This window comes from Mitsuaria sp. PDC51, from assembly GCF_900113225.1.
GTDB lineage: Bacteria > Pseudomonadota > Gammaproteobacteria > Burkholderiales > Burkholderiaceae_C > Roseateles.
This window is the reverse complement of sequence record NZ_FOZE01000002.1, coordinates 1,392,033-1,417,982: the sequence shown is the minus strand read 5'-3', so window position 1 is coordinate 1,417,982 and position 25,950 is coordinate 1,392,033. Positions and strand designations below refer to the sequence as shown.

The following is a 25,950-nucleotide window of genomic DNA, read 5'->3' as shown; positions in this document are numbered from 1 at the left end:
CGTTATCGGGCTTGTGGTTGGCAGAAGCTGCTAATGTCAAGCACATGGACAGCAAGGACTACCAAATCATCGCCGCCCTCCAAGCCAACGGGCGAATGACCAACCAGGAGTTGTCGGAGCAGGTGAGCCTGACGCCGACCCCCTGCCTACGCCGGCTGCGCATGCTGGAGGAGTCCGGGATGATCCGCGGCTACACGGCGGTCGTCGACGAGGAGGCCTTCGGCCTGCCGGTGACCGCCTTCGTCGGTGTGAAGCTGAAGGAGCACACCGCCGACGCCGTGCGCAAGTTCGAGCGCGCCATCCAGGCGGTCGACGCCGTGCTGGACTGCTACGTGATGACCGGTCAGGTGGATTACCTGCTGCGCGTCCTGACGCAGAGCCTGAAGGACTACGAGCGCTTCGTCCGGCAGGAGCTGCACGCCATCCCCGGGATCCAGTCCATCGACACGAGCTTCGCCTATGGGCGGGTGAAGCGCAGCGTGGTGTTCCCCAACGTGGGGGAGAGCGGCCGCTGACGCGAGGGGTTCCAGACCCCGGCATCAATCCATTCCAGAAACGCATAACCCCGCCGAGCACGCGAGTTACGGCGTGATTACATTGGAACCAGTGTTCGGCGAGGCACCAGCCATGGCGTGCGGCATTGGGTCAGCTCCGCGGTCTTCTCCTCTGTAGGCAGAGCGGGAAGCCACCGGATCGGAGCTGACCCAATTCCGCTTTTCATATCCTCAAATTGGGAATCGCCATGAACCGACCTGTAATGGAAGGCTTGCGCCTGAACGTGCCGGCTTACGTGAAACACCAGCGCCTGATCGCCTGGGTCGCCGAGATCGCCGCGCTCACCGAAGCCAAGGACGTCTACTGGTGCGACGGCAGCCAGGCCGAGTACGACCGCCTGTGCCAGCAGCTCGTCGACGCCGGCACCTTCCAGAAGCTGAACCCGGCCAAACGCCCAGGCAGCTACCTCGCATGGAGCGACCCCAGCGATGTCGCCCGCGTCGAGGACCGCACCTTCATCTGCACCAAGAACAAGCTCGACGCCGGCCCGACCAACAACTGGATGGAACCGGCCGAGATGCGCGCGCTGCTGCAAACCGGTGACCAGGCGCTCTTCAAGGGCGCGATGCGAGGCCGCACGCTGTACGTGGTGCCGTTCTCGATGGGCCCGATCGGCTCCCCGATCGCCCACATCGGCGTCGAACTGTCCGACAGCCCCTATGTCGCCGTGAACATGCGCATCATGACCCGCATGGGTCGCGCGGTCCTGGACACGCTGGGCGACAACGGCGAGTTCGTGCCCTGCGTCCACACCGTCGGCGCGCCGCTCGAACCGGGCCAAACCGACGTCAAGTGGCCCTGCAACAAGACGAAGTACATCGTCCATTACCCCGAGACGCGCGAGATCTGGTCCTACGGCTCCGGCTACGGCGGCAACGCGCTGCTGGGCAAGAAGTGCTTCGCGCTGCGCATCGCCTCGACCATGGGCCGCGACCAGGGCTGGCTGGCCGAGCACATGCTGGTGCTGGGCGTCACCTCGCCGGAAGGCAAGAAGCATCACGTCGCGGCCGCCTTCCCGAGCGCCTGCGGCAAGACCAACTTCGCGATGCTGATCCCGCCGGCCGGCTTCGAGGGCTGGAAGGTCACCACCATCGGCGACGACATCGCCTGGATCAAGCCCGGCAAGGACGGCCGCCTGTACGCGATCAATCCGGAAGCCGGCTACTTCGGCGTCGCTCCGGGCACGAACTCGCTGACCAACCCGAACTGCATGGCCAGCCTGGACAAGGACGTCATCTTCACCAACGTCGCGCTGACCGACGATGGCGACGTCTGGTGGGAAGGCATGACCGACACGCCGCCCGCGCACCTGATCGACTGGCAGGGCAAGGACTGGACGCCCGCGATCGCCAAGGAAACCGGCGCCAAGGCCGCGCATCCGAACGCGCGCTTCACCGTCGCGGCAACCAACAACCCGGCGCTGGACGCCGAGTGGGACAACCCCGCCGGCGTGCCGATCGACGCCTTCATCTTCGGCGGGCGCCGCTCGACCACCGTGCCGCTGGTGACCCAGGCGCGCGACTGGACCGAAGGCGTCTACATGGCCGCCACCATGGGGTCGGAAACGACCGCCGCGGCCGCCGGCCAGCAGGGCGTCGTGCGCCGCGACCCGTTCGCGATGCTGCCCTTCATGGGCTACAACATGGCCGATTACTTCCAGCACTGGCTGACGCTGGGCGCCAAGCTCGCCCAGTCCGGCGCGAAGCTGCCGGCGATCTTCTGTGTCAACTGGTTCCGCAAGGGCGCCGACGGCAAGTTCGTCTGGCCCGGCTATGGCGAGAACATGCGCGTGCTGAAGTGGATGCTCGAACGCGTGGACGGCCAGGGCCAGGGCGTCGAACACGCCTTCGGCACCAGCCCGCGCTACGAGGACCTGAACTGGCAGGGCCTGGCCTTCACGCCGGAACAGTTCAAGATCGTCACCCAGATCTCGAACGAGGACTGGGCGACCGAGCTCAAGCTGCACGATGAGCTCTTCACCCAGCTGGCCCAGGGCCTGCCGGCCGAGTTGCCGGCCACCAAGGCCAGGATCGAACAGCGCCTGGCCCAGGCCTGATCGACGGCGGGCCACCCGGCCCGCTGTGCCCGCTGCCCCGCAAAAGGGGCGGTGCCTTCATCGGCGCCGAAAAAGGCAAAGCCCGCTCGAAGCGATTCGAAGCGGGCTTTTGTTTTGCTCGGCCTGGAGCGCCTTTCGAGGAGAGCCTGCGCTCACCTTACGAGGGTACCTGGCTTCGCGACCGGGCCTGTACGGCGCCCGGTGGGGCGGCGTGTCAGCCGTTGCGACGGGCGTTGGCGGCGCGCAGTTCAGCGGCGAAGGAGGGCATGCTCTCTTCGTACTGGGCGGCGAGGGCCAGCAGCTCGCGCTCGGCGCGGGCCATCTTGGCGGACTCGATGCGGGCCTTCACGTTGGTGATGGTCCGGGCCCAGACGCGGGCACCGATGGTGGCGAACGTGCCGCCGCGACGCACCGTGCGGCTCAGCGGCAGACCGAAGGTTTGGGTAGCGACGCTCATGGCGATTTCCTTTGATTGGCTGGGTTGTGCGGCTCTGTAGAACCGACGGAACGAACTATAGGGTTTCCCCTAGACATGACGCCAATGAAAGATGGGCATCGAATGTATAAACGCCGTGCATATCATTGCGCGGCCCGCGTTCCGAACGTGACCGGCATCACGGTGTGCACCGCCAAGCGCGAAGGAATGCGCAATTCGCGCCGCGAATCACCCGTTGGAGTGCCGTCGTTGGAGCGCGTCGCCGCACCGATGTGCGCGCGTTTCCCGTGAAGAAGTGCCTGCTTTGGAGGGCCCCCCGTGAGCTTCCGCAACCTGGATCTCAACCTGCTGAAGGTCTTCGACGCCGTGATGGCGGAGCGCTCGATGACCCGGGCCGCGGAGCGGCTGTCGATGACGCAGCCGGCGGTCAGCCATGCGCTCAAGCGCCTGCGCGAGGCGCTGGGCGAGGACCTGTTCGTGCGCCAGGCCTTCGGGATGAAGCCCACCTCCCGCGCCGAGGGCCTGTGGCCCGAGGTCCGGTCGGCCCTGACGCGGCTGCGGGTGGCGCTCGATCCCGGCGACTATCAGCCCGGCTCGGAGGAATACACCTTCCGGCTGGCGATGGCCGACGCCACCGCGGCGCTGATCCTGCCGCCGCTGATGCAGCAGCTGGAGCGGCTGCGCGCGCTGGCCAATGTCCATGTGCTGCCGCTGACGACCCGCGATCCCCGCTCGCTGCTGGAGCAGGGCGAGGCCGACTTCGCGCTGGGCTACTTTCCGACCGCCGTCGCCGCGCTCAAGGGGCAGGGCGACATGGCGGCCATCCGCCAGCAGCGGCTGTATGACTCGTACTACGTCTGCGTGATGCGGCGGGGTCATCCGCTGGCGGACCAGGAACTGACGCTGGACGCCTTCTGCCAGGCGCATCACCTGCTGGTGAGCTTCTCCGGCCGGCCTTACGGCTTCGTCGACGAAGCGCTGGCGGCGCTCAAGCGCAGCCGCCGGATCGCGCTGACGGTCAACCAGTTCTTCACCGCCGGACGGGTGGTCGCGCATTCCGATCTGCTGACGGTGCTCCCTCAATCCTTCATCACCGCCACCGGTTATCAGGACGCGCTGATCTACCGGCCGCTGCCGATGCAGCTCTCGCCGGTGCACGTGGACCTGCTCTGGCACCTGCGCAATGAAGACCGCAGCGCCCAGCGCTGGATGCGCGAACGGCTGATCGAATCGGTCGCGCCCGGCGACAATCGCGCCCCATGAGCATTGCCCACGACCTTTCCGACGCCGAGTTCGACGAACTCGACGACCTTCTCGCCGCCACGCCCGCGCCGCTCGAGCCGCTCGATGCCTCGATGCTGGACGGCTACCTGGCCGGCGTGCTGGTGCAGCCGCGCCTGATCCCGATCGAGGAGTGGCTGCCGCCGGTCTTCGACTACGAAGGCCGCCCGCTGCCTGACGACGTCGACCCCGCCTGGCTCGCCCGCATCCGCGCGCTGGTGGAGCGCCGCTTCGCCTCGCTGAACCACAGCATGCTGGAGCAGGGCTGGTTCTATCCGCTGGTGCTGGACCTGGACGCGGAGGACGCGACCGAAGGCGAGGGCGGCGAGGGGAGCGGTGAGGCCGAGGAGCAGGCCGAGGAGCAGGCGCAAGACGCCGTCGAGGCCGCCGCCGAGATCGCGGCCGCCGAAGGCATCGATCCCGACGCGGTGACGTTGCCCGAGGATCCGATCACCCGCGCGCTGCTGCCGTGGGTCGGCGGCTTCGAATACGCCGCGGTGACCTTCCCCGACCTGCACGAGCAGGCCGACGACAACGTCAACGCGCTGCTCGCCCGCCTGTACCGCCACCTGCCGGCCGAGACGCCGGAGGAGCGGGAGGTCGTCGAGCTGCTGGATCGCGAGCATCCGCTCAAGAACATCGACGAGGCGATCGAGGATCTGATCCTGACCGTGGTCGACCTGCAGGAAGCGACCGAGTCGCAGCGGTATCACGTCGAGCAGGTCCGCCGCGACGCCCCCAAGCTGGGTCGCAATGATCCCTGCCACTGCGGCTCGGGCAAGAAGTTCAAGAACTGCCACGGCGCGGCCTGATCGCCTCGCCCGAGGTCGCTGACCTGCGCGGCGCTCAGGCGCCGCCGCTGAACTGGTCGAGGCTGAGCCCGCGCGACGCGGCATCGAGCCGCGCGACGTCGCCTCCCAGCAGTCGTGTCGCTTCCCGGGCGGCGCTCAGCACCGCCTGGCAAGCCGCCAGCATCGTCGTCGGCGGCGACAGGCGGATGCGCGGTCCGGAGACCGCGATCGCCCCCAGTACCCGTCCGTCGACCGCGAACACCGGCGCGGCGACCGAGGCCGTGTCCGGTTCGCGCTCGCCGTAGGAATCGGCCCAGGCCCGCGCCCGGATGGCTTCGAAACCGGCGCTCCGGTCCTCCGAGAACGCGCACAGCACCTTGCCCGAGGCGCCCTGGCGCAATGCGTACTGCTGGCCCACCGCCACCGCGGCGCGCACCGAGCGCGCGGGCTCCCAGCGGTAGAGCGCGATGCGGGCGTCGCCGTGCCGGACGTAGAAGGACGCCGTCTCGCCGGTGTCGGCGCTCAGCTGCTTGAGCAGCGGCTCCACCGCCGGCCCGACCTGGAACGAGCGCTGGTAGATCGTCGCCAGCCGCAGTGGCGCCGGGCCGATGGCGTACTGGCCGTCGGAGAGGCGGCGCACAAAGCCGCCATGTTCCAGCGCAGCCAGCAGCCGCAGCACCGTGCTCTTGTAGAGATCGGTCCGGCGCGCCAGTTCCGCCAGCGACAGGCTGTCGTCGTCCTGACCGAAGGCCCCCAGGAGAGCGAAGGCGCGGTCGAGCACCGCCACCCCGCTGGAGCCGGCGTCCGCTGACGAGCCCCCTCCATCGGCGGGTTCCGGGGGGCGGGCGGGGGCGGTCTTGCGGTCAGCCATGGGTATTCCCTCGTAATTCCCTTGTCTCAGGCCCTGTTCAGGCGGATCAAGTCGTCCTAGAGTTCTATCAGACAAATCATTGTTCTGTCAGATAGAACCTTCACTGACGCATGCGGACACGACGCAAGCATGCGCGACGGAGCCCCCATGAGCCTTTCCCCGCTGCGCGGCGTCCGCGTCCTGGACCTGACGAACGTCCTCGCGGGCCCGTTCGCCTGCCACCAACTGGCCCACCTCGGCGCCGACGTCATCAAGGTCGAGGCGCGCGAGACCGGTGACCTGGCCAGGCAACTCGGTGCCGACCCCGCGCTCAACGAGGCGCGGATGGGCGCGTCCTTCCTGGCCCAGAACCCGGGCAAGCGCTCGATCACCATCGACCTCAAGCGCCCGGCCGGCCAGGCGGTGTTTCGCAATCTGGTGGCGACCGCCGACGTGGTGGTCGAGAACTTCCGTCCCGGCGTGATGCAGCGGCTGGGCGTCGGTTTCGAGGCGCTTCGCCTGATCCAGCCGCGGCTCGTCTACTGCGCGATCTCCGGTTTCGGCCAGGACGGCCCGTTGCGCGACCTGCCGGCCTACGACCAGATCATCCAGGGCATGTCCGGGATGATGAGCATCACCGGCGACGCGGCGACGGCGCCGCTGCGCGTCGGCCATCCGGTCGCCGACACGATCGGCGGCCTGACCGCCGCGATGGCGATCGCCGCGGCGTTGGCCGACCGCGACCGCGATGAGGCCGTCTTCATCGACGTCTCCATGCTCGAGGCCGCGATAGCGACGATGGGCTGGGCGGTGTCGAACCTGCTGGTCGCGGGCCAGGAGCCGCGCCCGATGGGCAACGACAACGCGACGGCCAGTCCGTCCGGCGCCTTCCGCACCGGCGACGGGCTGCTGAACATCGCGGCCAACAAGCAGGAGCAGTTCGAGGCCGTCTGCGACGTGGCCGGCCATCCCGAGTGGAAGACCGATCCGCGCTTCGTCGATCGCCAGGCGCGGCTGCAGCATCGGGCCGAACTCAAGCAGCGGCTCGAGGCCGCATTGGCCGCCCGGCCGGCCAGCGAGTGGTGGCAGCGCCTCAACGCGGCCGGCGTGCCGGCGGGGCCGGTGCTGTCGGTGAAGGCGGCGCTCGAGCAGCCGCAGATCGCGCAGCGCGGCCTGGTCGAGCGCTTCGAGGACGTGCCCGGCGTCGGCCGCGACATCCACGTGCTGCGCACCGGCTTCAAGCTCAATGGCGAGGCGCCGTCGGTGGACCGGCCGCCGCCGCGGCTCGGCGAGCACACCGGCGCGATCCTGGAGGAACTGGGCTACGGCGCCGCCGAGCGGGCGGCATTGATCGAGGAGAAGGCGGTATGAGCGGGCAGGAATTTCCGGCGGCGGATGGCGACGCGCAGGCGCCCGCTCGCGATCCGCGCGTGGCGGACTGGTGGCGGACGTCGATCATCGAGATGTCGCCCGGCGTGATCCGTTACCGCGGTCATGCGATCGAGGACCTGATCGGGCAGGTCAGCTTCGCGCAGATGATCTGGCTGATGACGCGCGGCGAGCTGCCCGGCGCGGAGCAGGCCCAGTTGCTGGACATGGCGCTGATGGCGGCGGTCGACCACGGGCCGCAGGCGCCGAGCGTCGCGATCGCGCGCATGGCGGCCACCTGCGGCGTGGGCCTGAACAACGCGATGGCGTCGGCGATGAACGTGCTGGGCGACGTGCATGGCGGCGCGGGCGAGCAATGCGTGGAGATGCTGCAGTCGATCGCGGCGCGGATGGACGACGGCGCGACGCTGGAGGCGGCCGTCGCCGCGGGCCTGGACGAGGCCATCGCGCTGCGGGGCAAGTTCGTCTCGGGCTTCGGCCACCGCTTCCACCCGGTGGATCCGCGGGCGCCGCGGCTGCTGGCGCTGGTGGACGAAGCCGCGCAGCTCGGCGTGGTGTCGGGCCGTTTCGCGGCGATCGGGCGCGCGGTCGAGGCTGAACTGCAACGGCGCAAGGACGGCCGGCGCATCCCGATGAACATCGACGGCGCGACAGCGGTGATCTACGCCGAGCTCGGCTTCCCGGCGCCGCTGGCGCGCGGCCTGTTCTGCCTGTCGCGCTCGGTCGGCATCCTGGCCCACGCGTGGGAGCAGACGCAGCAGGGCGGCCGCAACAAGGGTCCGATGCCGCGCGACTACCTCTGGACCTACGACGGCCCGCCGCCCGTCAGACCTCGATGACCAGCTCGGGCCGGTAGTCTTCCTGCTCGCCCTTGCTCGCGTAACCCAGCGGGTTCGCGACGACCCGGCAGCGGTGCGGCAGCTCGCCGCGCGGGCCGGAGGGCGACTCGACGACATAGTCGTGGGCGCAGTGCAGGTGGCCGTGCAGCCACAGGTCGGCGAAGGGGAGCAGCTCGTCGAGCGAGTTGCAGAAACCCGCGGTGCCCGGCGTCAAGCCATAGCGGGGATCGGCGCTGCGCAGGCTGGGCGCGTAGTGCGTGACGGCCACCGTCTTGCCGTCGAACGGGACGGCCAGCGCCGCGCGCAGCCAGGCCTGGCAGTCCAGCGCGAGTTCCCGCTGGCCCTCGGCCAGCAAGTGCTGACCGTCGACCAGCGTCGAGTAGCGGCGCAGGTAGAAATTCGCGGCGCGGAAGGCCTTCTCCCGCGCCGCCAGCTGTTTCGTCACGGTGGCTTCGCGCGCGGCCAGCGCGTCGAAGTCGGCCCACAGCGTGGTGCCGATGAAGCGCACGTCGCCGATGACGATCTGCTCGCGGTCCAGCCACTCGATGCCGAGGTCGGCACAGGTCTGGCGCAGCCGCGCCTGGGCGGTGGTGAACTCGAGGCCGTCGTACTCGTGGTTGCCCGGCACGTAGAGCACGCGCCGCCATGGCGCGTCCGCGCGCCGCGGCGAGAAGCGGCCCAGGCCGAAGTCGTCGGTCACCAGCCGCGAGCCCGCCTGGTACGAGCCGACGTCGCCCGCCAGCACCAGCAGATCGACATCGGGCGCGGCGACGGTCTGGAAGTCGGTCTGGCGCTCGAGGTGGAGGTCGGAGATCAGTTGCAGGCGCACGGCGGAGGGACGGTTTGGCGGATGGCGGAGGAAGGGTCCGGGAACGCGGCCCGGGCGGCTCGCGACCGGCCGGGAAGCCCGCATTGTCCAACGTCAATTCAGCCGCGGCCTGCGCCAAGGGTGCGGCTTTCCAGAGAGCGCTCTGTGCCACACTGCCCCGCGGCCGGTCGTCGGCCGACAGAGAGGGACACCATCATGAAGATCCTGGTCGCCGTCGATGGCAGCACCTATTCCAAGCGCATGCTGGCTTATCTCTCCGCCCACGACGAATGGCTGGGCGGAGCCCACGACTACACGGTGGTGCACGTGGTGGCCGGCGTGCCGCCCCGCGCGGCCGCGGTGCTCGACAAGGCCGTGCTGGCCGATTACTACCAGGAAGAGGCGGAGAAGGTGCTCAAGCCGATCCGTGCCTTCATGGACAAGCGCGGCATCAAGGCCCAGTACGTCGTCAAGACCGGTCACGCGTCGGATGCAATCACCGCCGTGGCGGAGAAGGGCCGCTTCGACCTGCTGATGATGGGCTCGCACGGCCACACGGCGCTGGGCAAGCTGGTACTGGGCTCGGTCGCCACCAAGGTGATGGCCCACAGCGACGTGCCGGTGCTGCTGATCCGCTGACACCGCCTGGCCCAACGAAAAAGGCGCCCGACGGGGCGCCTTGTCGATTCATCCGCGGCGGGCCGCCATCCAGGACAGCGGCGAGGTGACCGTCGCGGGCGGTGCGGCTTCGGACTCCAGGCCGTAGTCGCTGCGCCGGAAGTCCTCGTACTCGCTGTCGTCGCCGAAGCTCGCTTCCATGCCGAACGCGGTCCCCATGTCGGCCGGTTCCGGCTCTCGCGCGGCACTGGGGCGACGGAAAAGGCTCAGGGCGGAGGTGATGCGCATGATGGACCTCGTCGAAAAGCACGGGGTGGTTCCGCCGCCCGGTGCCGATGCGGAGCGCCGCGCGGTGAGCCCCAGTTTGCGCGCCTTCGTCTTCGGGAGAATCCCCAGATCGCGGGTGCTCCGGAATCGTGTTCACAAATACACACAGATTGGGGTGACCCCGCCACAGCTGAGGCGGAATAACCACGCACCCCACTTAGGTGTGATCCCCCCCTCAATCGGGGGTGACTATGCTCCGGGCCTTCCCTAATACCTCCGCCGCCTGGCCCCCCTCATGTCCCCGCTGATCCACAAGTCGATGACCTGGGCCATCGTCAGCAGCGTCGTGCTGACCTCGGCGTGGCTGGCGAGCTCCGTCCAGGACAAGCACGAGCGTGGCGGTTTCCGCCTGCACCTGGCCCAGCAAGGCGCCGCGCCGGCCTCGGCCGTCCCGGCCGCCCAGCTCCAGCCCCAGACCAAGATCCAGCTGGCCGCGGTCAAGCGCTGACGCGCTGCGTCAACGCATCGACCCGCCGACCTCAGGCCGGCATCAACGCTTCCCGCGCGCCCCGCGCCAAGGCCTCGCCAATCTGATCCAGCAAGGCCGGCGGTGTCCCTCCTTCAGGGGCCGCGCGCCGGGGCTCTCCCCCGACGGCCGTCTCGCCGCCCAGCTTCCACTGGTGCCAGTACAGGGCCACGGCCACCTGCACCTCCGGCCGCAGCGCCACCAGCTCGCCGCTCGCGAGCAGCGGCCGCACCTGCAGCTCCGGCGCCACGCCCACCCCCCAGCCCATCCGCACCGCGTTCACGTAGCCCTCGCTGGACGGCACATAGCGCGCGTTCAGCCGCGCCGAGCGCAGGCCCATCGCCTGGCGGACCCACTGCCGCTGCGCGTCGTCCTTGCGGTTGAAGACCAGGAAGGGCACCTGCGCGAAGTTAGCCTCGCCCAGCCCATGGGGCAGCATCCGCGCGATGAAATCGGGGCTGGCGATGGCGATGTAGCGCATCACGCCCAGCGGCTGCGCGATGCAGCCGCGCAGCGCCTGCGGCACGGTGGTGACGCAGCCCAGCACCTCGCCCTGCCGCAGCCAGTCGTGGGTGAAGTCCTGGTCGTCGACGACCAGCTCCAGCCCGAAGCCCTCCCGCAGGCCGCGCTGCACCAGCGGATCGAGCGCCGGCAGCACCCAGGTCGCCAGGCTGTCGGCGTTCACCGCGATCGGCAAGCGTTCCGCCTGGGCCGACTGCACGCCCAGTTCCCGCACCACGTCCGAGCGCAGCGCCGCCAGTTGGCGGGCATAGCGCAGCAGGCGCTTGCCGGGCTCGGTCAGCCGCAGCGGCCGGGATCGCACGACCAGCAACTGGCCCACCTGCGCTTCGAGATTGCGCAGGCGCTGCGAGACGGCGCTCTGCGTGATCGCCAGCGTCTCCGCGGCGCGCTCGAAGCTGCGCTCGTCGGCCAGCGCGGCCAGGCAGTCCAGCCCCGCGGCGTCCAGATCCTTCATCGAGGCCTCCAAGAGCTCTATTAGCGGTCCTAATGTATGCGCTGAGATATTAATCCCGCTTCATGGAATGACGGCGGCTCACCACAATCCGCTGCTCCACCCGCCCGCCCAAACACCCCCGATGTCGTCCCCCAGCGCAGCCCTGTTGCAAGGCTGGCTCACCGGAGCCGGCCTGATCGTCGCCATCGGCGCGCAGAACGCGCTGGTGCTGCGCCAGGGCCTGATGCGACAGCACGTGGCGCCGGTGGTCCTGGTGTGCGCGCTGTCGGACATGCTGCTGATCTGGCTGGGCGTATTCGGGCTGGGCCGGCTGATCGCCGCGAGCCCGCTGCTGATGGAGGTCTTCCGCTGGGGCGGCGCGGCCTTCCTGCTGGCTTACGGCCTCAAGGCCGCGCTGCGGGCGATGTCGCCCCAGGCCGGCCTGCAGGCGCAGGCGGGCAGTGGCTCGCTCACGGCGGTGCTGGGCAGCACGCTGGCGATGACCTACCTGAATCCCCACGTCTACCTGGACACCGTGGTGCTGCTGGGCACCGTCGGCGCGCAGCAGCCGGCCGGCATGCAGCTGCCCTTCGCGGCCGGCGCCTCGGTGGCGTCGTGGATGTGGTTCTCGCTGCTGGGCTTCGGCGCGGCGGCGGTGGCGGTGCCGTTGCGCCGCCCGGCGGTCTGGCGCAGCATCGATGCCTTGATCGCCCTCGTGATGGCCATCCTGGGACTGCAGCTGATCCTGCGCCCGCTGGCCTGAAGCCCGCCCCACGCTGCATCGAAGCGGAACCACAAGTTCACCTGGAGCTCTCCCATGAAGGTCATCGTCCTCGGCGCCGGCATCATCGGCATCCACACCGCCTGGTACCTGCTGGACCAGGGTCACGATGTCGTCGTCGTCGACCGCCAACCGGATGCAGCGCTGGAAACCAGCTTCGCCAACGGCGCGCAGATCTCGGTCTGCTTCTGCGAGCCCTGGGCCAATGCCGGCGCGCCGTTCAAGGTCGCCAAGTGGCTGCTGAAGGACGACGCCCCGCTGCTGTTCCGCCCGCGGCTGGATCCGGCGCAGTGGCGCTGGGGCCTGTCCTTCCTGGGCCAGTGCACGACGGCCGCCTTCGAGCGCAACGTCGAGCAGCTGGTGCGCCTGGGCCGCTACAGCCACGAGTCGCTGCAGGCGCTCGTCGCCGAGACCGGCATCCAGTACAACCGCCTGCAGAAGGGCATCCTGCACTTCTTCGGCAGCGAGGCCGACTTCGAGGCCGGCGCGCAGGGCGCCGAGATCATGCGCCGTCACGGCGTCGACCGCCGGGTGCTGAGCCGCGACGAGGTCCTGGCGATCGAGCCGGCGCTGCGCTCGGCCCAGCACGCGGTCTTCGGCGGCACCTACACGCCCAGCGATGAATCCGGCGACGCGCGCGTCTTCACCCAGGCGCTGGCCAAGCTGGCCGAACGTCGCGGCGCGCAGTTCCTGTGGAACCACGACATCGTGACGCTGCAGCCGCAGGGCGACGAAGTCGCCGGCGTGCAGGTCCAGTCCCGCGAGACCGGCCAGACGCAATGGCTCAAGGGCGATGCCTACGTCGTGGCGCTGGCCTCCTACGCGCCCGGCCTGACCAAGTCGCTGGGCGAGCACCTCAACATCTATCCGGCCAAGGGCTACTCGGCCACGCTGCGGCTGAAGCGGCCGGAGCAGGCCAGCAGCGTCAGCCTGCTGGACGACGCGCGCAAGATCGCGATCTCGCGGCTGGGCGACTTCGTCCGCATCGCCGGCACCGCCGAGCTGGTGGGCCTGGACACCAGCCTCGACAGCCCGACGTCCAAGGTGCGCTGCGAGTCGCTGGTGCGCCGCTACGAGGAGCTGTTCCCCGGCGTCGCCGACCTGTCCGAGCCCAACTACTGGACCGGCCTGCGACCGAGCACGCCGACCAACGTGCCCTACATCGGGCGCAGCCAGAAGGCCTCGAACCTGTGGATCAACGCCGGCCACGGCACGCTGGGATGGACGCACGGCGCGGGCTCCGGCCGCGCGCTGGCCGAGCTGATGAGCGGCAAGCGTCCGGACCTGGACTTCGGTTTCTACGGCGACGCGTTGCCGGCGCGCGCGGTGCGCAGCCTCCAGGCCGCCTGAGCGCCGGCCCGCCCGACCGGCGGAGCCCCTGCCGGCGTCATCGGCACGCCGGGACGCCGAAAAAAGGGCGCGGCTAGAATCCGCGCCCTTTTCGCATTTCCGACCGCCGCGCCATGTCCTCCCCGTCCACCGACCTGCCGCGCGACTTCTGCGCCATCGACTTCGGCACCTCCAACTCGGCCGTCGCCGTGCCGGACGCCGCGCGCCCCGGCGCGATGCGCCTGGTGCCGCTGGAGGACGACAAGGTCACGATGCCGACCGCGGTCTTCTATTACGCCGAGGGCCGCCACGATGCCGACGGCCCGCCGCGCGCCTTCGGCCGCGCGGCGATGGCCGCGTACGAGGAAGGCGTCGACGGGCGCTTGATGCGCTCGATGAAGAGCATCCTCGGCTCCAGCCTGATCGACCAGGTCACCGACGTCGGCGGCGGGCGGGGCGTGAAGTACGCCGACATGCTCGCCGGCTACCTCAAGCGCCTGCGCCGGCAGGCGGCGCGGGGCGGGCACGAGCCGCGCCGCGTGGTGCTGGGCCGCCCGGTCTACTTCGTCGACGGCGAGCCCGAGCGCGATGCGGCCGCGCAGGCCTCGCTGGCCGCGGCGGCGCGGGCGGTGGGCTTCGAGGACGTGCACTTCCAGTTCGAGCCGATCGCCGCGGCCTTCGACTTCGAGCAGCAGGCCGACCGCGAGCAGCTGGTGCTGGTGGCCGACATTGGCGGCGGCACCTCCGACTTCTCGCTGGTGCGCGTCGGGCCGGAGCGCATCCGGCGACTGGACCGCCGCGACGACATCCTCGCCAACCACGGCGTCCACATCGCCGGCACCGACTTCGACCGCCACATCGAGCTGACCGGCATCCTGCGCGAATTCGGCTATCGCGCCCTCGGTCCCGCCAAGCCGGGCCAGACGCCGCGCGAGGTGCCCAGCGGCGTCTACTTCGACCTGGCGACCTGGCACCTGATCAACACCTGCTACAGCCCGCAGCGGGTGATCGAGCTGCGCAACATGAAGGGCTTCTACGGCGACCCGCGCCATCACCAGCGCCTGATGACGGTGCTGGAGGAGCGCCTGGGCCATGAGCTCGCCCATCGGGCCGAGGAGGCCAAGATCGAGGTCGCGGCCGGTGGCGACTGCACGATCGACCTGGGGTTGATCGAATCGGGCCTGTCGGTCGCCTTGTCCGAGACGGCCGCGATGGGCGCGCTGCGCGACGACATCGAGCGCATCGCGCAGGCGGGCCGCGAGACCGTCGAGCGGGCGGGGCTCCAGCCTTCGGACGTCGACGCGCTGTACTTCACCGGCGGCTCGACCGGCCTGACGGTGCTGGCCGACCGCATCGCCGCCGATTTCCCCGCGGCGCGGCCCGTGCGCGGCGACCGCTTCGCCTCCGTCGCCACCGGGCTCGGACTGCACGCCGCGCGTCTGTTCGCTGCGTGATCCGGACCTGAGCGAGCGGGCCTGAAACCTCGGGATCACCCCGAGCGACACGCCCCGACAGCGGCGGAGGGCGCTGCTAGATTGCCGCCTTCCTTCGCTTCACGGTGTCCATCCATGTCCCAAGCGCGCGTCCCGTCGCTGATCCCGCTCACCCTGTCCCTGGCCGCCGCGTTGGGCGGGCTTGCCGCGAGCGCCGCCCGCGCCGCGTCGGCGGACGAGCCGGCCGCCACCTCGGCGCTGACCTCGGCTGCGACGCTCGCGCAGATCTACCAGCAGCCGTCGCCGGCGATCCGCGCGGTGCTCGATGCCAAGGCGCTGCCGAGCTACCTGGTCTCACCCGACCAGCGCACGCTGGCCATCGTGGTGCCGCGCAAGCTGCGCACCGTTGCCGAGTTGGCCCGGCCGGTGCTGCGCCACGCCGGCCTGCGCTACGACCCGGCGACCGACAGCCCGCAGCTGATCACCGCGATCGAGTCGCTGTCGCTACGCCCGCTGCAAGGCGGTGCCGAGGGGACCGAGCGCCCCGTCGCGCTGCCGGCCGGCGGCGCCTTCCATCAGTTGCGCTTCTCGCCCGACGGCAAGCGCTTCCTGCTGAACCGCCGCACCGACACCGCGGTCGAGCTGTGGGTGGGCGAGGTCGCGACCGGCAAGCTCAAGGCGGTGCCCCGGCTCAAGCTGCACACGATGCTGGAGAACGACGTCGTGTGGCTCAACGACCATGAGCTGGTCACGCTGACGGTGCCCGCCAAGCGCGGGCCGGCGCCGGTGTTCAACGCGCCGTCGGGGCCGTCGATCCAGGAATCCATCGGCCGCAACTCGCCGGAGCGCACGCAGCAGGACCTGCTGGGCAACGCGCAGGAGGCGGCCGTCTTCGCGCATCACGCGAGCTCGCAGCTGGCGCGCGTCGACCTGAACACCGGCGCGGTGCGGCCGATCGGAGAGCCCGGCCTGTTCAGCCATATCGAGGCGCTCGGTACGCCGGGCCAGCTGCTGACGATGCGGCTGCTGGAGCCGTTCAGCTACCAGGTCGGCTGGGACGACTTCGCGGCCCAGGCCGAGGTGCGCGGCGTCGACGGCAAGGTCGTGCCCATCGGCCGCACGCGGCTGAAGGAAGGCGTGCCGGTCGAGGGCGTCATCACCGGACCGCGTCACTTCTTCGCCTCGCCGGGCGCGGACGGCGCCGTCTACTGGGTCGAGGCGCTCGATGGCGGCGACACCCGCGTGCCCGCGCCGCACCGCGACCGCCTGATGCGGCTGGACCCGCCCTACACCGGCGAGGCGCGCGAGGTGCACCGCGTCGCGCAGCGGCTGAGCCGGCTCGATTTCCTCGAGGGCGGCCGGCAGGCGCTGGTGCAGGACTTCGACCTGGCGAAGATGCGCACCTCGACCGAGCTGGTCACGATGGACGGCGGCGCGGCCGCGCAGCGGCTGATCGAGCGCTCGGTGCGCGACCGCTATCGCGATCCCGGTACGCCGCTGCAGCGGATGTTGCCCACCGGCCGCGCGGTCGTGCGGGTCGACGAGGGCGCGCTCTGGTACTTCGGCACCGGCGCCAGCCCCGAGGGCGACAAGCCCTTCATCGATCGCCTGGGGCTCGCCGACAACAAGAAGTCGCGGGTGTTCCAGTCCGGCGCGCCGGTCAACGGCGGCGACGCCGCGCACCATGAGCGTCCGCTGGCGGTGTTCGATGGCGAGGGCCGCCGCGTGCTGACGGTGCGCGAGAGCGTCAGCGAGCCAGGCAACGTGGTGCTGCGCGGCGGTCCGTCACTGGCCGAGCTGACGCCGCTGACGGACGTCAAGGACCCGGCGCCGCAGCTGCGCGAGATCCAGCGCGAGTTCGTGCGCTTCAAGCGCGAGGACGGCGTGGCGCTGTCGTTCTGGCTGTACAAGCCGCCCGGCTACCAGCCCGGCGAGCGCCGGCCGACCGTCGTCTGGGCCTATCCGCTGGAGTACACCGACGCCTCGACCGCGGGCCAGGTCAGCGGCTCCAGCAACCGCTTCAACGTCTTCCCGGGCACCAGCCCGCTGATGCTGCTGCTGGACGGCTACGTCGTGCTGATGGACGCGACGATGCCGGTGGTGGGCGATCCCAAGACGGTGAACGACAGCTTCATCGCGCAGATCACCGCCAACGCGCAGGCCATCATCGACAAGGCGGTGGACCTTGGCGTCAGCGATCGCGACCACATGGTGGTGGGCGGCCACAGCTACGGCGCCTTCATGACGGCCAACCTGCTGGCCCACACGCGGCTGTTCAAGGCGGGCATCGCGCGCAGCGGCGCCTACAACCGCAGCCTCACGCCCTTCGGTTTCCAGAGCGAGCGCCGGACCTACTGGGAGGCGCAGGAGGTCTACCAGAAGCTCTCGCCGTTCAACTACGCCGACCGGCTCAAGGAGCCGCTGCTGCTGATCCACGGCGAGCTGGACAACAACCCCGGCACCTTCCCGATGCAGAGCGCGCGGCTGTACCAGGCGCTCGCGGGCACCGGCGGCTCGGTGCGCTACGTCACGCTGCCCTTCGAATCGCACGGCTACTCGGCGCGCGAGTCGGTGGGGCACACGCTGTGGGAGATGAGCGAGTGGATGAAGCGGCAGGTGGGGCCCGGCGCGCCGATCGCGACGCCGACCACTGCGGAAGCCGCGGACGCCGAGCCCAAGGCGCCCGCCGCGCGCTGAGCCTCACCGGGGCCGGCGGGGCGGCGGTCCGCCGCGGCGCGGACCGGCGGGGCCGCCCGAACCCCTCGGTCCGCCGGGGCCACCCGACCGCTGCGGTTTCGGCGCGGGGCGCGGCCGCGAGATGTCCGCCAGCAGCAGGCTGGCCCGCACCAGGCTCTCGACCGCCTCGTCCAGTTCCTCGGGCGGCTCCAGGCTCTCGATCTCCTCGAGCAGCGCATCCGCGTCCTCGAGGTCCTCGGGATCCAGATGCATGTAGAGCTGGGCGAGCGGCTCGTTGAGCTCGGACTCGTCCAGGTTCATCAGCGCCGGGAACAGGTCGGCGGCCAGCGCGAAACCGGCGACCCAGGGCAGCACGGTCTCCGACGGGGACGCGTCCTCGTCCAGCTCGAAGACCCAGGGGTCGAACCACTGCCGATCGGCGATGGCCTGCTTGAGCTGATGCTCGCGGCGCTGGACCAGCTGCAGCAGCGGCTGGGCGTCGTAGCGCGCCGGGGCGGGCCGACCCTCCTCGGCATCGAGCACCCAGCGCCACCAGTCGGACAGCGGCACCGGCTTGGGCTGCAGGATCAGCGCGACCAGGAAGCCGTCGAGCATCGAGGCATCGAGCGGCTCCAGCGGCGCCGGGACTTCGTCGAGCAGCGACTGCAGCTCGTCGAGGTCGTCGTCGCTCCAGGGCTCCGGCGGCGCGCTGGGCGCGTCGATCGCAGGGCGGTGAGGCTGCGGACGCGGCCCGTGCGACGGCGTGCCGGCCCTCGCGGGCGAGCCCGAGGTCTTGCTTGCAGGCGGCCGGGGCGCGGACTTCTTGGGAGGCTTGGGCGCGGTCATGGGGCGGGATTATCCGGCGCGCGTGTACGCCGCTTGAAGCGACCCGCGGCGCAACCGCGTTGTCCACGACAGCAGCGGCAGGATCCGCGCCTGGGCACGGCGGCCGGGATGCCTTGTGTGCGCCGGCGAACGGAAGTCATGGGTCGCGGCGTGAGACCCGCTGCGGTTTTCCGTAATGCGGAGTGCTCCTTACACCTGCTGACCAATTTCCCCAGGTATCCCACCTTGAGGGGATGCCGCGTCCTCAGGGTTCGCCCTAGAGTCCACCTCACGCCTTCCAACGGCGCGGCCTTCGGCCCCGATGGACGGCACCGATCCCAACGACGTCCTTTCTAGGACTTGCAACGCCCGGTCAGCTCCGCTGGTCGGGCGTCCTTTTTTGTGGGTCCGAATCAATCGGCACCGCGCTTACGATGCGCGCCATGCCGACCGTGCCAAGCCCCGCCGTTCTCCGGTTCGACGCCGCCGTCCTGGACGACGCCGAAGCCCTTGTGGCGCTGCGCATCGCCGCGATGCGCGAGAGCCTCGAACGCATCGGCCGCTTCGATCCGCAGCGGGCGCGCGAGCGCTTTCTCTCCAGCTTCGATCCCGAGCGCACGCGCCACATCGTCGTCGACGGGCAGCGCCTTGGCTTCGTCGTCACGACGCAGCAGCCCGGCTGGCTGGCGCTGGATCATCTCTATATCGATCCGGCCTGGCAGGGACGCGGCATCGGCGCCGGCGTGCTCGCCGAAGTCTTCCGCGAAGCGCGAGCACTCCACCTGCCGGTGCGTGTCGGCGCGCTGAAACAGAGCGACTCCAACCGCTTCTATCAGCGGCACGGATTCGAGTTGGTGGAAGAGGGCGAGTTCGATCTCTACTACGTGAGGCCCGCGGACTGAGGTCCGCCCTCAGCCCTGCCCGCGCCGCTCCGGCTGATCCTGATGCAGGAACACCGCGAAGGTGTCCCACGGCAGCGGTGACTGGATCTGCTTGAGCATCCGTCCCACCTCGCCACGGTGGTACCCGTCGTGGGTCACCACGTGGAAGAGCATCTCCTCGCGCGTCATCGCGCCGCGGCCGCCGTCGGTGAAGGTGAACGCGATGCGCTCGGCCAGTTGCTCGGGCGTGATGGCCGCGACGTACTCCAGCAACCAACGGTCCGATGCCGCATGCGCCGCGCGCAGCGCCTGCGGCGTGGGCGTGTCGACGGTGTTGTTGGCCTCGTAGCCGTGCGGCTGGCCGGTCAGATGGCCGGTGAAGATCTGGTTGACCACGTAGACGTGATTCAGCACGCGCAGCGCCAGGTGGCGCGCCTCCCCGAACCGCTCGGCATCGAGGTCCTCGATCGCCCGCAGGAACCCGTCGTGGGCCCAGGCCTGGTAGCGGAACAGGGTCGACAGCATCGATGCGGTGCTCATGGGCGCTCCTTGGCAATCGGCCCGGGATGGGCCTCGGCTGGGCGACATCATGACAGCGCCGCTTCCGCCTCGCCGAAGGTCAGCTCGGTGGCACGGCCTCGTCCGGCTGGACGGCAATCACCTCGCAACTCGCGAGCACCGTCCGCAGCTGCGCCGCGGTGAGCTCGGCGACCAGCAGCGGCCGGCCGCCGACCGGCTCGCCCACGACCTTTGCCGCGTCGAGCGCGCGCCGTGCGCCGGCCATCGCGGCCGGCCCCGGCTTGAGCCGCAGCAGCACGCGGGCCGTGCGGTCCGGGCTGCGGTCCAGCGACGCGAGCAGCGCCGCGGCGCCTTCGATGGCCTCCATGGCGGGGCACTCCACGGTGGAAGAAAACAGCGGCGCACCCGGTGAGCCAGCCACCGCGCCGTCGCCGCCCATCAGCGCGCAGGCCGTGCCCATCAGGGCGGCGGCGATGCACGCCGGCATGCGCAGGCGCGACAGACGCGGTGACCGGGCCCTCATGGCTGGGCCGTCACGATGGTGCTGGTCGCCGGATTGTTGTCCAGCATCACCCAGCCCGGGCAGCTGTTGCCGGAGCAGGCCGCGCCCGTCGAGCGCCAGATGCGGCCATTGCCATGGCGCTGGTAGAGCCCGCTGGTGGCCGCCTCGATCTGCACGGTCGCGCCGTTGTTGTCGAGCATCGTCCAGCCCGGGCAGCTGTTGCCGGAACACACCTGGCCGGTGAAGCGCCAGATCTTGCCGTCCGCATGGCGCTGGAACAGCCCGCCGACATTGGCCGCGATCTCGCGCGCCGCCGGGTTGTTGTCCAGCATCGTCCAGCCGGGGCAGCTGTTGCCGGAGCAGGCCACGCCGGTCGAACGCCAGATCGCGCCGGTGTCATGCCGCTGGTACAGCTGGCCGCCCGCCGCGGCCAGCGCCTTGGCATGCGGGTTGTTGTCCAGCTGGGTCCAGCCGGGGCAGCTGTTGCCGGAGCAGGCCGCGCCGGTCGAGCGCCAGATCGCGCCGGTGTTGTGCAGCTGGTAGAGCCGCGTGCCGTCCGCGACGATGTCGACCGTGGCCGGGTTGTTGTCCAGCATCGTCCAGCCCGGGCAGCTGTTGCCCGAGCAGGCCGCGCCGGTCGAGCGCCAGATCTTCCCGTCCGCATGCCGCTGGTAGAGCGAGGTGCCGCCCGCCGCGATCTGCTTCGTCGCCGGGTTGTTGTCCAGCATCTGCCAGCCCGGGCAGGCATTGCCGCCGCAGCGGATGCCGGTATAGCGCCAGACCTTCCCGTCCGCGTGCAGCTGGTACAGCGCGTTGCCGCCGGCCGCGATCGCGCGCGTCGCCGGGTTGGCGTCGAGCAGCACCCAGCCCGGGCAGCCGGCGCCGTTGCAGGCCACGCCGGTGTGGGCCCAGATGCGACCGTCGGCATGCATCTGGAACAGCATGCCGCTGGACAGCGCGAAGGGCTGCGGCGCGAGCTGGTTCACCGCCGCTTCCAGGTTGATGCGCCGGCGCGTGAGGTTGTTGCGCGTGTCGGTGATCGCCACGCCGGTGACCTGCAGCGCGCCGAGGATGTCGCCGACGTTGGCGCTCGGCACGACCGAGCGGATCGCCGCGAAGGCGCCCGCCACATGGGGCGTCGCCATCGAGGTGCCGTTCTTCGCGCCGAAGCCGCTGCCGGTCACCGACGAGGTGATGCCCGATCCCGGCGCCAGCAGGTCAACCAGCGCCGCGCTGTTGGAGAAGCTGGAGACGAGGTCGCTCTTGGTCGTCGAGCCCACCGTCACCGCGGTCGAGATGCAGCCCGGCGCGCTGACGCCGGTGGCCGAGCCGTTGTTGCCCGACGCGATCACCGTGGCCACGCGCACGGCCAGCAGGTCGTCGATGACGTCCTTGCGGGCATCGGCATCGCAGGCCGCGGCGTTGACGCCGCCGCCCAGGCTCATGTTGGCCGAGACGATGTTGCGCGCCGCGCGCCGCTCCAGCACCCGCTGCAGGCCGCGGATCTGGTCCGAGGTGAAGCTCAGGATGCAGGGCGAGGCCTTGTTCGAGTTCGCGCAGGGCGTGTTGCCCGGCGAGTCGGTGAAGCGCGAGAACACCTGCACCGCCATGAGGTTGGCGTCGGGCGCCATGCCGTTGAAGGTGGTGGCGCCGGTGGCGCGGCCGGCGGCGATGCCGGCCACGTGGGTGCCATGGTCGCAGCCGCTGATCGCGCAGGCCGCGCCGGAGCCGACCGCCGTGCTGCTGGACGCGCCGCCCGGGCAGACCGAGGTCGAGTTGTTGGCCGCCGAGGTCGTCGAGAAGCAGGCCTCCTCGACGACGCGCCCGTTCAGGAACGGATGATTGGCCTGCACGCCGGTGTCGAGGATGGCCACCGTCGTGCCGGCGCCGCGCGCGCCCAGCGCATGGGCCTGCGGCGCCCGCACCAGCGGGCCGGACTCGGCCAGCGTCGCCGGCACCGGCACGTCCTCGGTCAGCTCGGCGATCTCGCCGTTGGCGACCAGCGCATCGAGCTGGGCCGCATCGACCTCCATCACCACCAGCGCGGTGTCGGGCAGGCCTTCCACCGCGTCGGCGCCGCGGGCTCGCAGGCGCAGCACCAGCTGGTCGCGTGCGCCGCGGATCGCGGGCGTCTCGCCGATCGCGCGCAAGGGCTCGCCGGCGGGACCGGCCCCGGTCGCGTAGGCCGACAGCCGCGCGATCAACCGCAGCTTGCGCGGCGATTGCAGCGCCTTCGCGCGCAGCGCCGAGTAGCCGCCCACGCGCAGCGCCTCGCCGGTGCGCAGGGTCACGCCCTGGACCACGTCGGTCTCGGGCTTGAGGGTTTGTGCCGCGGCGGGCGTCATGCCCAGCAGCGCAGCGGTCGCGCCGCATAGGGCCGCCCAGGCGGCCATGCGACGACGCATCACAGTCAACAAAGTCATACCTGTCTCCTGACGGCCAACATCGACCGCCCGGGGCGACTTTCGGCGGCGGCGCTTCACGAAAAAACCCATGGACTAGGGAGGCCGACCCCCATGGGAGGGAAGGCGAGGCCCCTCGGATCAGGGATGTTTCCCCACAGCGGGGGAGGCGGCAGGGGGGTGAAACGGCGGCCTGCCCCGGTGCGAGCAGCGGTCGATAAATCGTGCATGAACGTGCAAAAACGAGATCAATCATGCATACTGCGGCGCTTCAACCGAGGCGCGATATGACGCAACCCGACCTTCCCCAAGCCCGCCGGCAGCTCATCGCCGAGCGCCTCTCGGCCGGCCACTCCGTGGTGGCGGCGGATCTCGCCGCCGAGTTCAAGCTGTCCGAGGACGCGATCCGCCGCGACCTGCGCGCGCTCGCGGCCGATGGTCTGTGCCGCCGCGTCTATGGCGGCGCGGTGCCGCTCCAGGACAGCGACCGCCCGCTGGCGGCGAGGTTGCGCGAGGCGCCGGGGCGCAAGTCGGCGCTCGCGCAGGCGGGCGCCGCGACGGTCCGGCCCGGCGAGCTGGTGTTCATCGACACCGGGAGCACCAATCTCGCGCTGATCGAGTTCCTGCCGGAAGACGCTGAGCTGACCATCGCCACCAACGCGGTCGACGTGGCGGCGGCGGTGCTGCGCCGCCAGGACCTGCGGCTGCTGATGCTGGGCGGCGAGGTCGATCGTCACCTTGGCGGCTGCGTGGACGCGGCCGCGGTCGACGCGCTGTCCCGGATGCGCATCGATCGCTGCTTCATCGGCGTCTGTTCGCTGTCGGTGGCGGATGGCGTCATGACGATGCAGTTCAGCGAGGCCGCCTTCAAGCGCACGCTGGTCCGGAACAGCCGCGAGGTCGTGGCGCTGCTGACCAGCGACAAGGCGCGCGCCGCGGCGCCGCACCACATCGCCGACTTCGCGATGCTCAAGACGGCGGTGATCGAGCAGGACCTCGATGCCGGCGTGGTGCGCGGCCTGCGCGAAGCCGGGGTCGACGTGATCGCCGTGGAGACCGCGGCATGAGCGCCGCGCCGCAGAACCTCACGGGCGCCGAGCCCGTGGTCGAGAAACCCGAGCATCGCCTCGCCGTGCGCCTGGCCTTCCTGGTGGCGGGCTTCGGCGTCGCCTGCTGGGCGCCGCTGGTGCCTTTCGCGCGGCAGCGGCTGGGCGTCGATGAAGGCGCGCTCGGCGTGCTGCTGCTGTGCCTGGGCCTGGGCTCGGTCGTGGCGATGGTCGCCGCCGGCATGCTGAGCACGCGCTTCGGCACGCGGTTGGTGATGGTCTGCAGCGGCTTCGGCATGGCGGCGCTGCTGCCCTTGCTGGCCTTCGCGGGCTCGCCCTCGACTTTGGGCCTGGCGCTGGCGGCCTTCGGCGCATGCCTGGGATCGCTCGACGTCGCGATGAACATCAACGCGCTGGAGGTCGAGCGCGCGGCGGGCAAGCCGCTGATGTCCGGATTCCATGGGCTCTACAGCGTGGGCGGCTTCATCGGCGCGGCCTTCATGACGCTGCTGCTGTCGATGGACTTCGAGCCGCTGCACGCGACGCTGCTGGGCGCCGCGCTGATGGCGCTGGCGGTCGTCGTCGCCTGGCCCTATGTGCTGGAGACGGCGCGCTCGTCCAGCGGGCCGCTGTTCGTGATGCCGCGCGGCCTGGTGTGGCTGATGGCGCTGCTCGCCGCGGTGACCTTCCTCGCGGAGGGCGCCGTGCTGGACTGGAGCGCGCTGCTGCTGACCGAGGCCAAGCTGGTCGCGCCGGCGCAGGGCGGCATCGGCTTCATGCTGTTCTCGATCGCGATGACGGCGGGACGGCTCACCGGCGACGCGGTGGTCGCGCGCCTGGGCGATCGGCGGACGCTGGTCGTGGGCGGCGTGGTCGCGGTGCTGGGCGTGGCCGCCTTGCTGCTCGCGCCGGTCCGCGCGGTGGCCTTCGCGGGCTTCGTGCTGATCGGCCTGGGCGCGTCCAACCTCGTGCCGGTGCTGTTCCGGCGCGCCGGCCAGCAGACCGTGATGCCCGCCGCGTTCGCCGTCTCGGCGGTGACGACGGCGGGTTATGCGGGCGTGCTGCTCGGGCCGGCGTTGATCGGCTTCCTCGCGGCGGGCGTCGGACTGTCGACCGCGTTCTGGCTGCTGGCTGCGCTGCTCGCGCTGGTGCCCTTGAGCGCGGTGAAGGTCACGCGCTGAGCCTTCAGTAGCCGCCGCCCATCACGCCCTTGAGGTGATCCACCAGCAGCCGCACGCCCTGCGGCGTGTGGCTGCTCCACGGATGGATGGCGTAGATCGCGTCGCCGAAGAAGCCGATGGCGCGCCAGTCCGGCAGCACCTCCACCAGACGGCCGTCGCGCATCGCGTCGCGGGCGCTGAAGTCCGGCAGCAGCGCGATGCCAAGCCCCGACAGCGCCGCGTCGCGCAGCACCTCGCTGTTGCTCGCGCGGAAGAGGCCTTGCACCGGCACGCGCAGGCGCTCGGGCGCCGGCGCGCTGGCGGCGCGCTCGAAGAACCATTGCGCTGGCCCCGGGCGCAGGTAGGGCAGGCAGTGATGCTGCGCCAGTTCCGCCGGATGCTGGGGCCGGCCCGCGCGCGCGAGGTAGGCCGGGCTGGCCGTCAGCAGCGCGCGCGACGGGCAGAGCTTGAACGCGACATGGGTGTCCGGCGGCGCGCTGGTGTGGCGGATCGCCAGGTCGAAGCCCTCCTGCGCCAGCGGCACCAGCCGGTCGGACAGGTCGAGCTCGATGCGCAGCTCCGGATACCGTTCGAAGAAGGCCGGCAGCGCGGGCGCCACATGCTGCCGCCCGAGCGCCACCGGCGCGGTCACACGCAGCAGGCCGCGCGGCGCGCCGGCGGACTCGCGGGCCTCGCCCAGGCTGCGGCTGAGCAGGGCCAGGCCGGGCTCGGCCTGCTCGACCAGGCGCGAGCCCGCTTCGCTCAGCCGCACCGAGCGCGTCGTGCGCTGCACCAGCTGCTGGTCCAGGTGGCGTTCCAGGTCGGCGATCCGCTGGCTCACCGCCGCCTTCGACAGGTTGAGCCGCTGCGCCGCCTTCGTGAAGCTGCCCAGCCGCGCGACCGCGATCAGCGCCTGCAGCTGTGACCACAGCAGTTCGTCCCGGACTTCGGCCCGGACGGGGGAGGAGGCAGGGGAGCGCGGGGCCATTTGTTCAGTCTATCGAACAATGTGATCGGCGATCTGG

25 protein-coding genes are annotated in these 25,950 nt (G+C 70.8%); 15 read left to right on the top strand and 10 right to left on the bottom strand.

Translation table 11 applies throughout. From position 1 onward, the window contains the following. Window positions 1-44 precede the first annotated feature (44 nt). Window positions 45-515 (top strand): Lrp/AsnC family transcriptional regulator, encoded by a 471-nt coding sequence (locus tag BM393_RS17645; RefSeq protein WP_091729327.1) that lies wholly within the window; start codon window positions 45-47, stop codon window positions 513-515. A 227-nt stretch (window positions 516-742) separates the two neighbouring features. Continuing rightward, window positions 743-2,611 (top strand): phosphoenolpyruvate carboxykinase (GTP), encoded by a 1,869-nt coding sequence (locus tag BM393_RS17640; protein ID WP_091729323.1) that lies wholly within the window; start codon window positions 743-745, stop codon window positions 2,609-2,611. Between the two features lie 214 nt (window positions 2,612-2,825). On the opposite strand, the gene BM393_RS17635 is transcribed toward BM393_RS17640, so the two are convergent. Then, window positions 2,826-3,068, bottom strand: coding sequence for a hypothetical protein (locus tag BM393_RS17635; RefSeq protein ID WP_091729319.1), 243 nt, complete (start codon window positions 3,066-3,068; stop codon window positions 2,826-2,828). 297 nt (window positions 3,069-3,365) lie between these two features. On the opposite strand from BM393_RS17635, the gene BM393_RS17630 reads away from it, so the two are divergent. Together BM393_RS17630 and BM393_RS25800 are read left to right on the top strand one after the other, a co-directional pair. Next, a complete protein-coding gene (locus BM393_RS17630) occupies window positions 3,366-4,310 on the top strand; it encodes a LysR family transcriptional regulator (RefSeq protein ID WP_091729316.1) in 945 nt (314 codons plus the stop codon). Then, window positions 4,307-5,140 (top strand): UPF0149 family protein, encoded by an 834-nt coding sequence (locus BM393_RS25800; protein ID WP_091731757.1) that lies wholly within the window; start codon window positions 4,307-4,309, stop codon window positions 5,138-5,140. The genes BM393_RS17630 and BM393_RS25800 overlap by 4 nt, the downstream gene beginning before the upstream one ends. Window positions 5,141-5,174: 34 nt before the next feature. Here the strand turns inward: BM393_RS25800 and BM393_RS17620 are convergent, their stop codons facing one another. Beyond that, window positions 5,175-5,990, bottom strand: a complete 816-nt coding sequence (locus tag BM393_RS17620) for an IclR family transcriptional regulator (protein ID WP_091729311.1) — start codon at window positions 5,988-5,990, stop codon at window positions 5,175-5,177. Between the two features lie 147 nt (window positions 5,991-6,137). Here BM393_RS17620 and BM393_RS17615 point away from each other — a divergent pair, with 147 nt between their 5' ends. Together BM393_RS17615 and BM393_RS17610 are read left to right on the top strand one after the other, a co-directional pair. Then, on the top strand, window positions 6,138-7,340 hold the full coding sequence (locus BM393_RS17615) for a CaiB/BaiF CoA-transferase family protein (RefSeq protein WP_091729308.1): 1,203 nt from the start codon (window positions 6,138-6,140) through the stop codon (window positions 7,338-7,340). Continuing rightward, window positions 7,337-8,197: a citryl-CoA lyase gene (locus BM393_RS17610; RefSeq protein WP_091729304.1), complete on the top strand. Its 861-nt coding sequence runs from the start codon at window positions 7,337-7,339 to the stop codon at window positions 8,195-8,197. The genes BM393_RS17615 and BM393_RS17610 overlap by 4 nt, the downstream gene beginning before the upstream one ends. On the opposite strand, the gene BM393_RS17605 is transcribed toward BM393_RS17610, so the two are convergent. Beyond that, window positions 8,184-9,026: a metallophosphoesterase gene (locus BM393_RS17605; protein WP_091729299.1), complete on the bottom strand. Its 843-nt coding sequence runs from the start codon at window positions 9,024-9,026 to the stop codon at window positions 8,184-8,186. The two genes, BM393_RS17610 and BM393_RS17605, sit on opposite strands and share 14 nt — an antisense overlap. Before the next feature lie 195 nt (window positions 9,027-9,221). Here BM393_RS17605 and BM393_RS17600 point away from each other — a divergent pair, with 195 nt between their 5' ends. Next, window positions 9,222-9,644, top strand: a complete 423-nt coding sequence (locus tag BM393_RS17600) for a universal stress protein (RefSeq protein ID WP_091729294.1) — start codon at window positions 9,222-9,224, stop codon at window positions 9,642-9,644. A gap of 48 nt (window positions 9,645-9,692) precedes the next feature. Here the strand turns inward: BM393_RS17600 and BM393_RS25325 are convergent, their stop codons facing one another. After that, window positions 9,693-9,911: a hypothetical protein gene (locus BM393_RS25325; protein ID WP_141225378.1), complete on the bottom strand. Its 219-nt coding sequence runs from the start codon at window positions 9,909-9,911 to the stop codon at window positions 9,693-9,695. Window positions 9,912-10,185: 274 nt separating this feature from the next. Between BM393_RS25325 and BM393_RS17595 the strand changes: the two genes are divergently transcribed. Further along, window positions 10,186-10,398 carry a hypothetical protein gene (locus BM393_RS17595; protein ID WP_091729289.1) on the top strand — a complete coding sequence of 71 codons (213 nt, stop codon included), beginning with the start codon at window positions 10,186-10,188 and terminating at the stop codon, window positions 10,396-10,398. Between the two features lie 31 nt (window positions 10,399-10,429). On the opposite strand, the gene BM393_RS17590 is transcribed toward BM393_RS17595, so the two are convergent. Then, complete coding sequence (locus BM393_RS17590) at window positions 10,430-11,392, bottom strand: LysR family transcriptional regulator ArgP (RefSeq protein ID WP_091729285.1); 963 nt, start codon at window positions 11,390-11,392, stop codon at window positions 10,430-10,432. Between the two features lie 121 nt (window positions 11,393-11,513). On the opposite strand from BM393_RS17590, the gene BM393_RS17585 reads away from it, so the two are divergent. The 4 genes from BM393_RS17585 (at window position 11,514) to BM393_RS17570 (ending at window position 17,611) form a co-directional block, all read left to right on the top strand. Further along, on the top strand, window positions 11,514-12,134 hold the full coding sequence (locus tag BM393_RS17585) for a LysE/ArgO family amino acid transporter (protein WP_091729280.1): 621 nt from the start codon (window positions 11,514-11,516) through the stop codon (window positions 12,132-12,134). A 54-nt stretch (window positions 12,135-12,188) separates the two neighbouring features. Beyond that, a complete protein-coding gene (locus BM393_RS17580; protein ID WP_091729274.1) occupies window positions 12,189-13,502 on the top strand; it encodes a D-amino acid dehydrogenase in 1,314 nt (437 codons plus the stop codon). 113 nt (window positions 13,503-13,615) lie between these two features. Beyond that, window positions 13,616-14,935, top strand: coding sequence for an Hsp70 family protein (locus BM393_RS17575; protein WP_091729270.1), 1,320 nt, complete (start codon window positions 13,616-13,618; stop codon window positions 14,933-14,935). A gap of 114 nt (window positions 14,936-15,049) precedes the next feature. Then, a complete protein-coding gene (locus BM393_RS17570) occupies window positions 15,050-17,611 on the top strand; it encodes a S9 family peptidase (RefSeq protein ID WP_091729265.1) in 2,562 nt (853 codons plus the stop codon). 3 nt (window positions 17,612-17,614) lie between these two features. Here the strand turns inward: BM393_RS17570 and BM393_RS17565 are convergent, their stop codons facing one another. Beyond that, window positions 17,615-18,436, bottom strand: a complete 822-nt coding sequence (locus BM393_RS17565; RefSeq protein WP_091729261.1) for a YecA family protein — start codon at window positions 18,434-18,436, stop codon at window positions 17,615-17,617. A 422-nt stretch (window positions 18,437-18,858) separates the two neighbouring features. On the opposite strand from BM393_RS17565, the gene BM393_RS17560 reads away from it, so the two are divergent. Next, window positions 18,859-19,317 (top strand): GNAT family N-acetyltransferase, encoded by a 459-nt coding sequence (locus BM393_RS17560; RefSeq protein WP_091731754.1) that lies wholly within the window; start codon window positions 18,859-18,861, stop codon window positions 19,315-19,317. Between the two features lie 9 nt (window positions 19,318-19,326). On the opposite strand, the gene BM393_RS17555 is transcribed toward BM393_RS17560, so the two are convergent. From BM393_RS17555 to BM393_RS17545, 3 genes are all read right to left on the bottom strand, one after another. Beyond that, window positions 19,327-19,836 (bottom strand): DinB family protein, encoded by a 510-nt coding sequence (locus BM393_RS17555; protein WP_091729258.1) that lies wholly within the window; start codon window positions 19,834-19,836, stop codon window positions 19,327-19,329. 79 nt (window positions 19,837-19,915) lie between these two features. After that, window positions 19,916-20,338: a hypothetical protein gene (locus BM393_RS17550; protein ID WP_217648464.1), complete on the bottom strand. Its 423-nt coding sequence runs from the start codon at window positions 20,336-20,338 to the stop codon at window positions 19,916-19,918. Continuing rightward, window positions 20,335-22,740: a S8 family serine peptidase gene (locus BM393_RS17545; RefSeq protein WP_175538391.1), complete on the bottom strand. Its 2,406-nt coding sequence runs from the start codon at window positions 22,738-22,740 to the stop codon at window positions 20,335-20,337. Before BM393_RS17545 ends, BM393_RS17550 begins: the two co-directional genes overlap by 4 nt. 233 nt (window positions 22,741-22,973) lie before the next feature. Here BM393_RS17545 and BM393_RS17540 point away from each other — a divergent pair, with 233 nt between their 5' ends. Further along, complete coding sequence (locus BM393_RS17540; RefSeq protein ID WP_404932656.1) at window positions 22,974-23,786, top strand: DeoR/GlpR family DNA-binding transcription regulator; 813 nt, start codon at window positions 22,974-22,976, stop codon at window positions 23,784-23,786. Continuing rightward, entirely contained in the window at window positions 23,783-24,946 is a 1,164-nt protein-coding gene (locus tag BM393_RS17535; RefSeq protein WP_091729242.1) for an MFS transporter, read from the top strand. The genes BM393_RS17540 and BM393_RS17535 overlap by 4 nt, the downstream gene beginning before the upstream one ends. Window positions 24,947-24,950: 4 nt before the next feature. On the opposite strand, the gene BM393_RS17530 is transcribed toward BM393_RS17535, so the two are convergent. Then, window positions 24,951-25,913 (bottom strand): LysR family transcriptional regulator, encoded by a 963-nt coding sequence (locus BM393_RS17530; RefSeq protein WP_091729238.1) that lies wholly within the window; start codon window positions 25,911-25,913, stop codon window positions 24,951-24,953. Window positions 25,914-25,950: the final 37 nt, after the last annotated feature.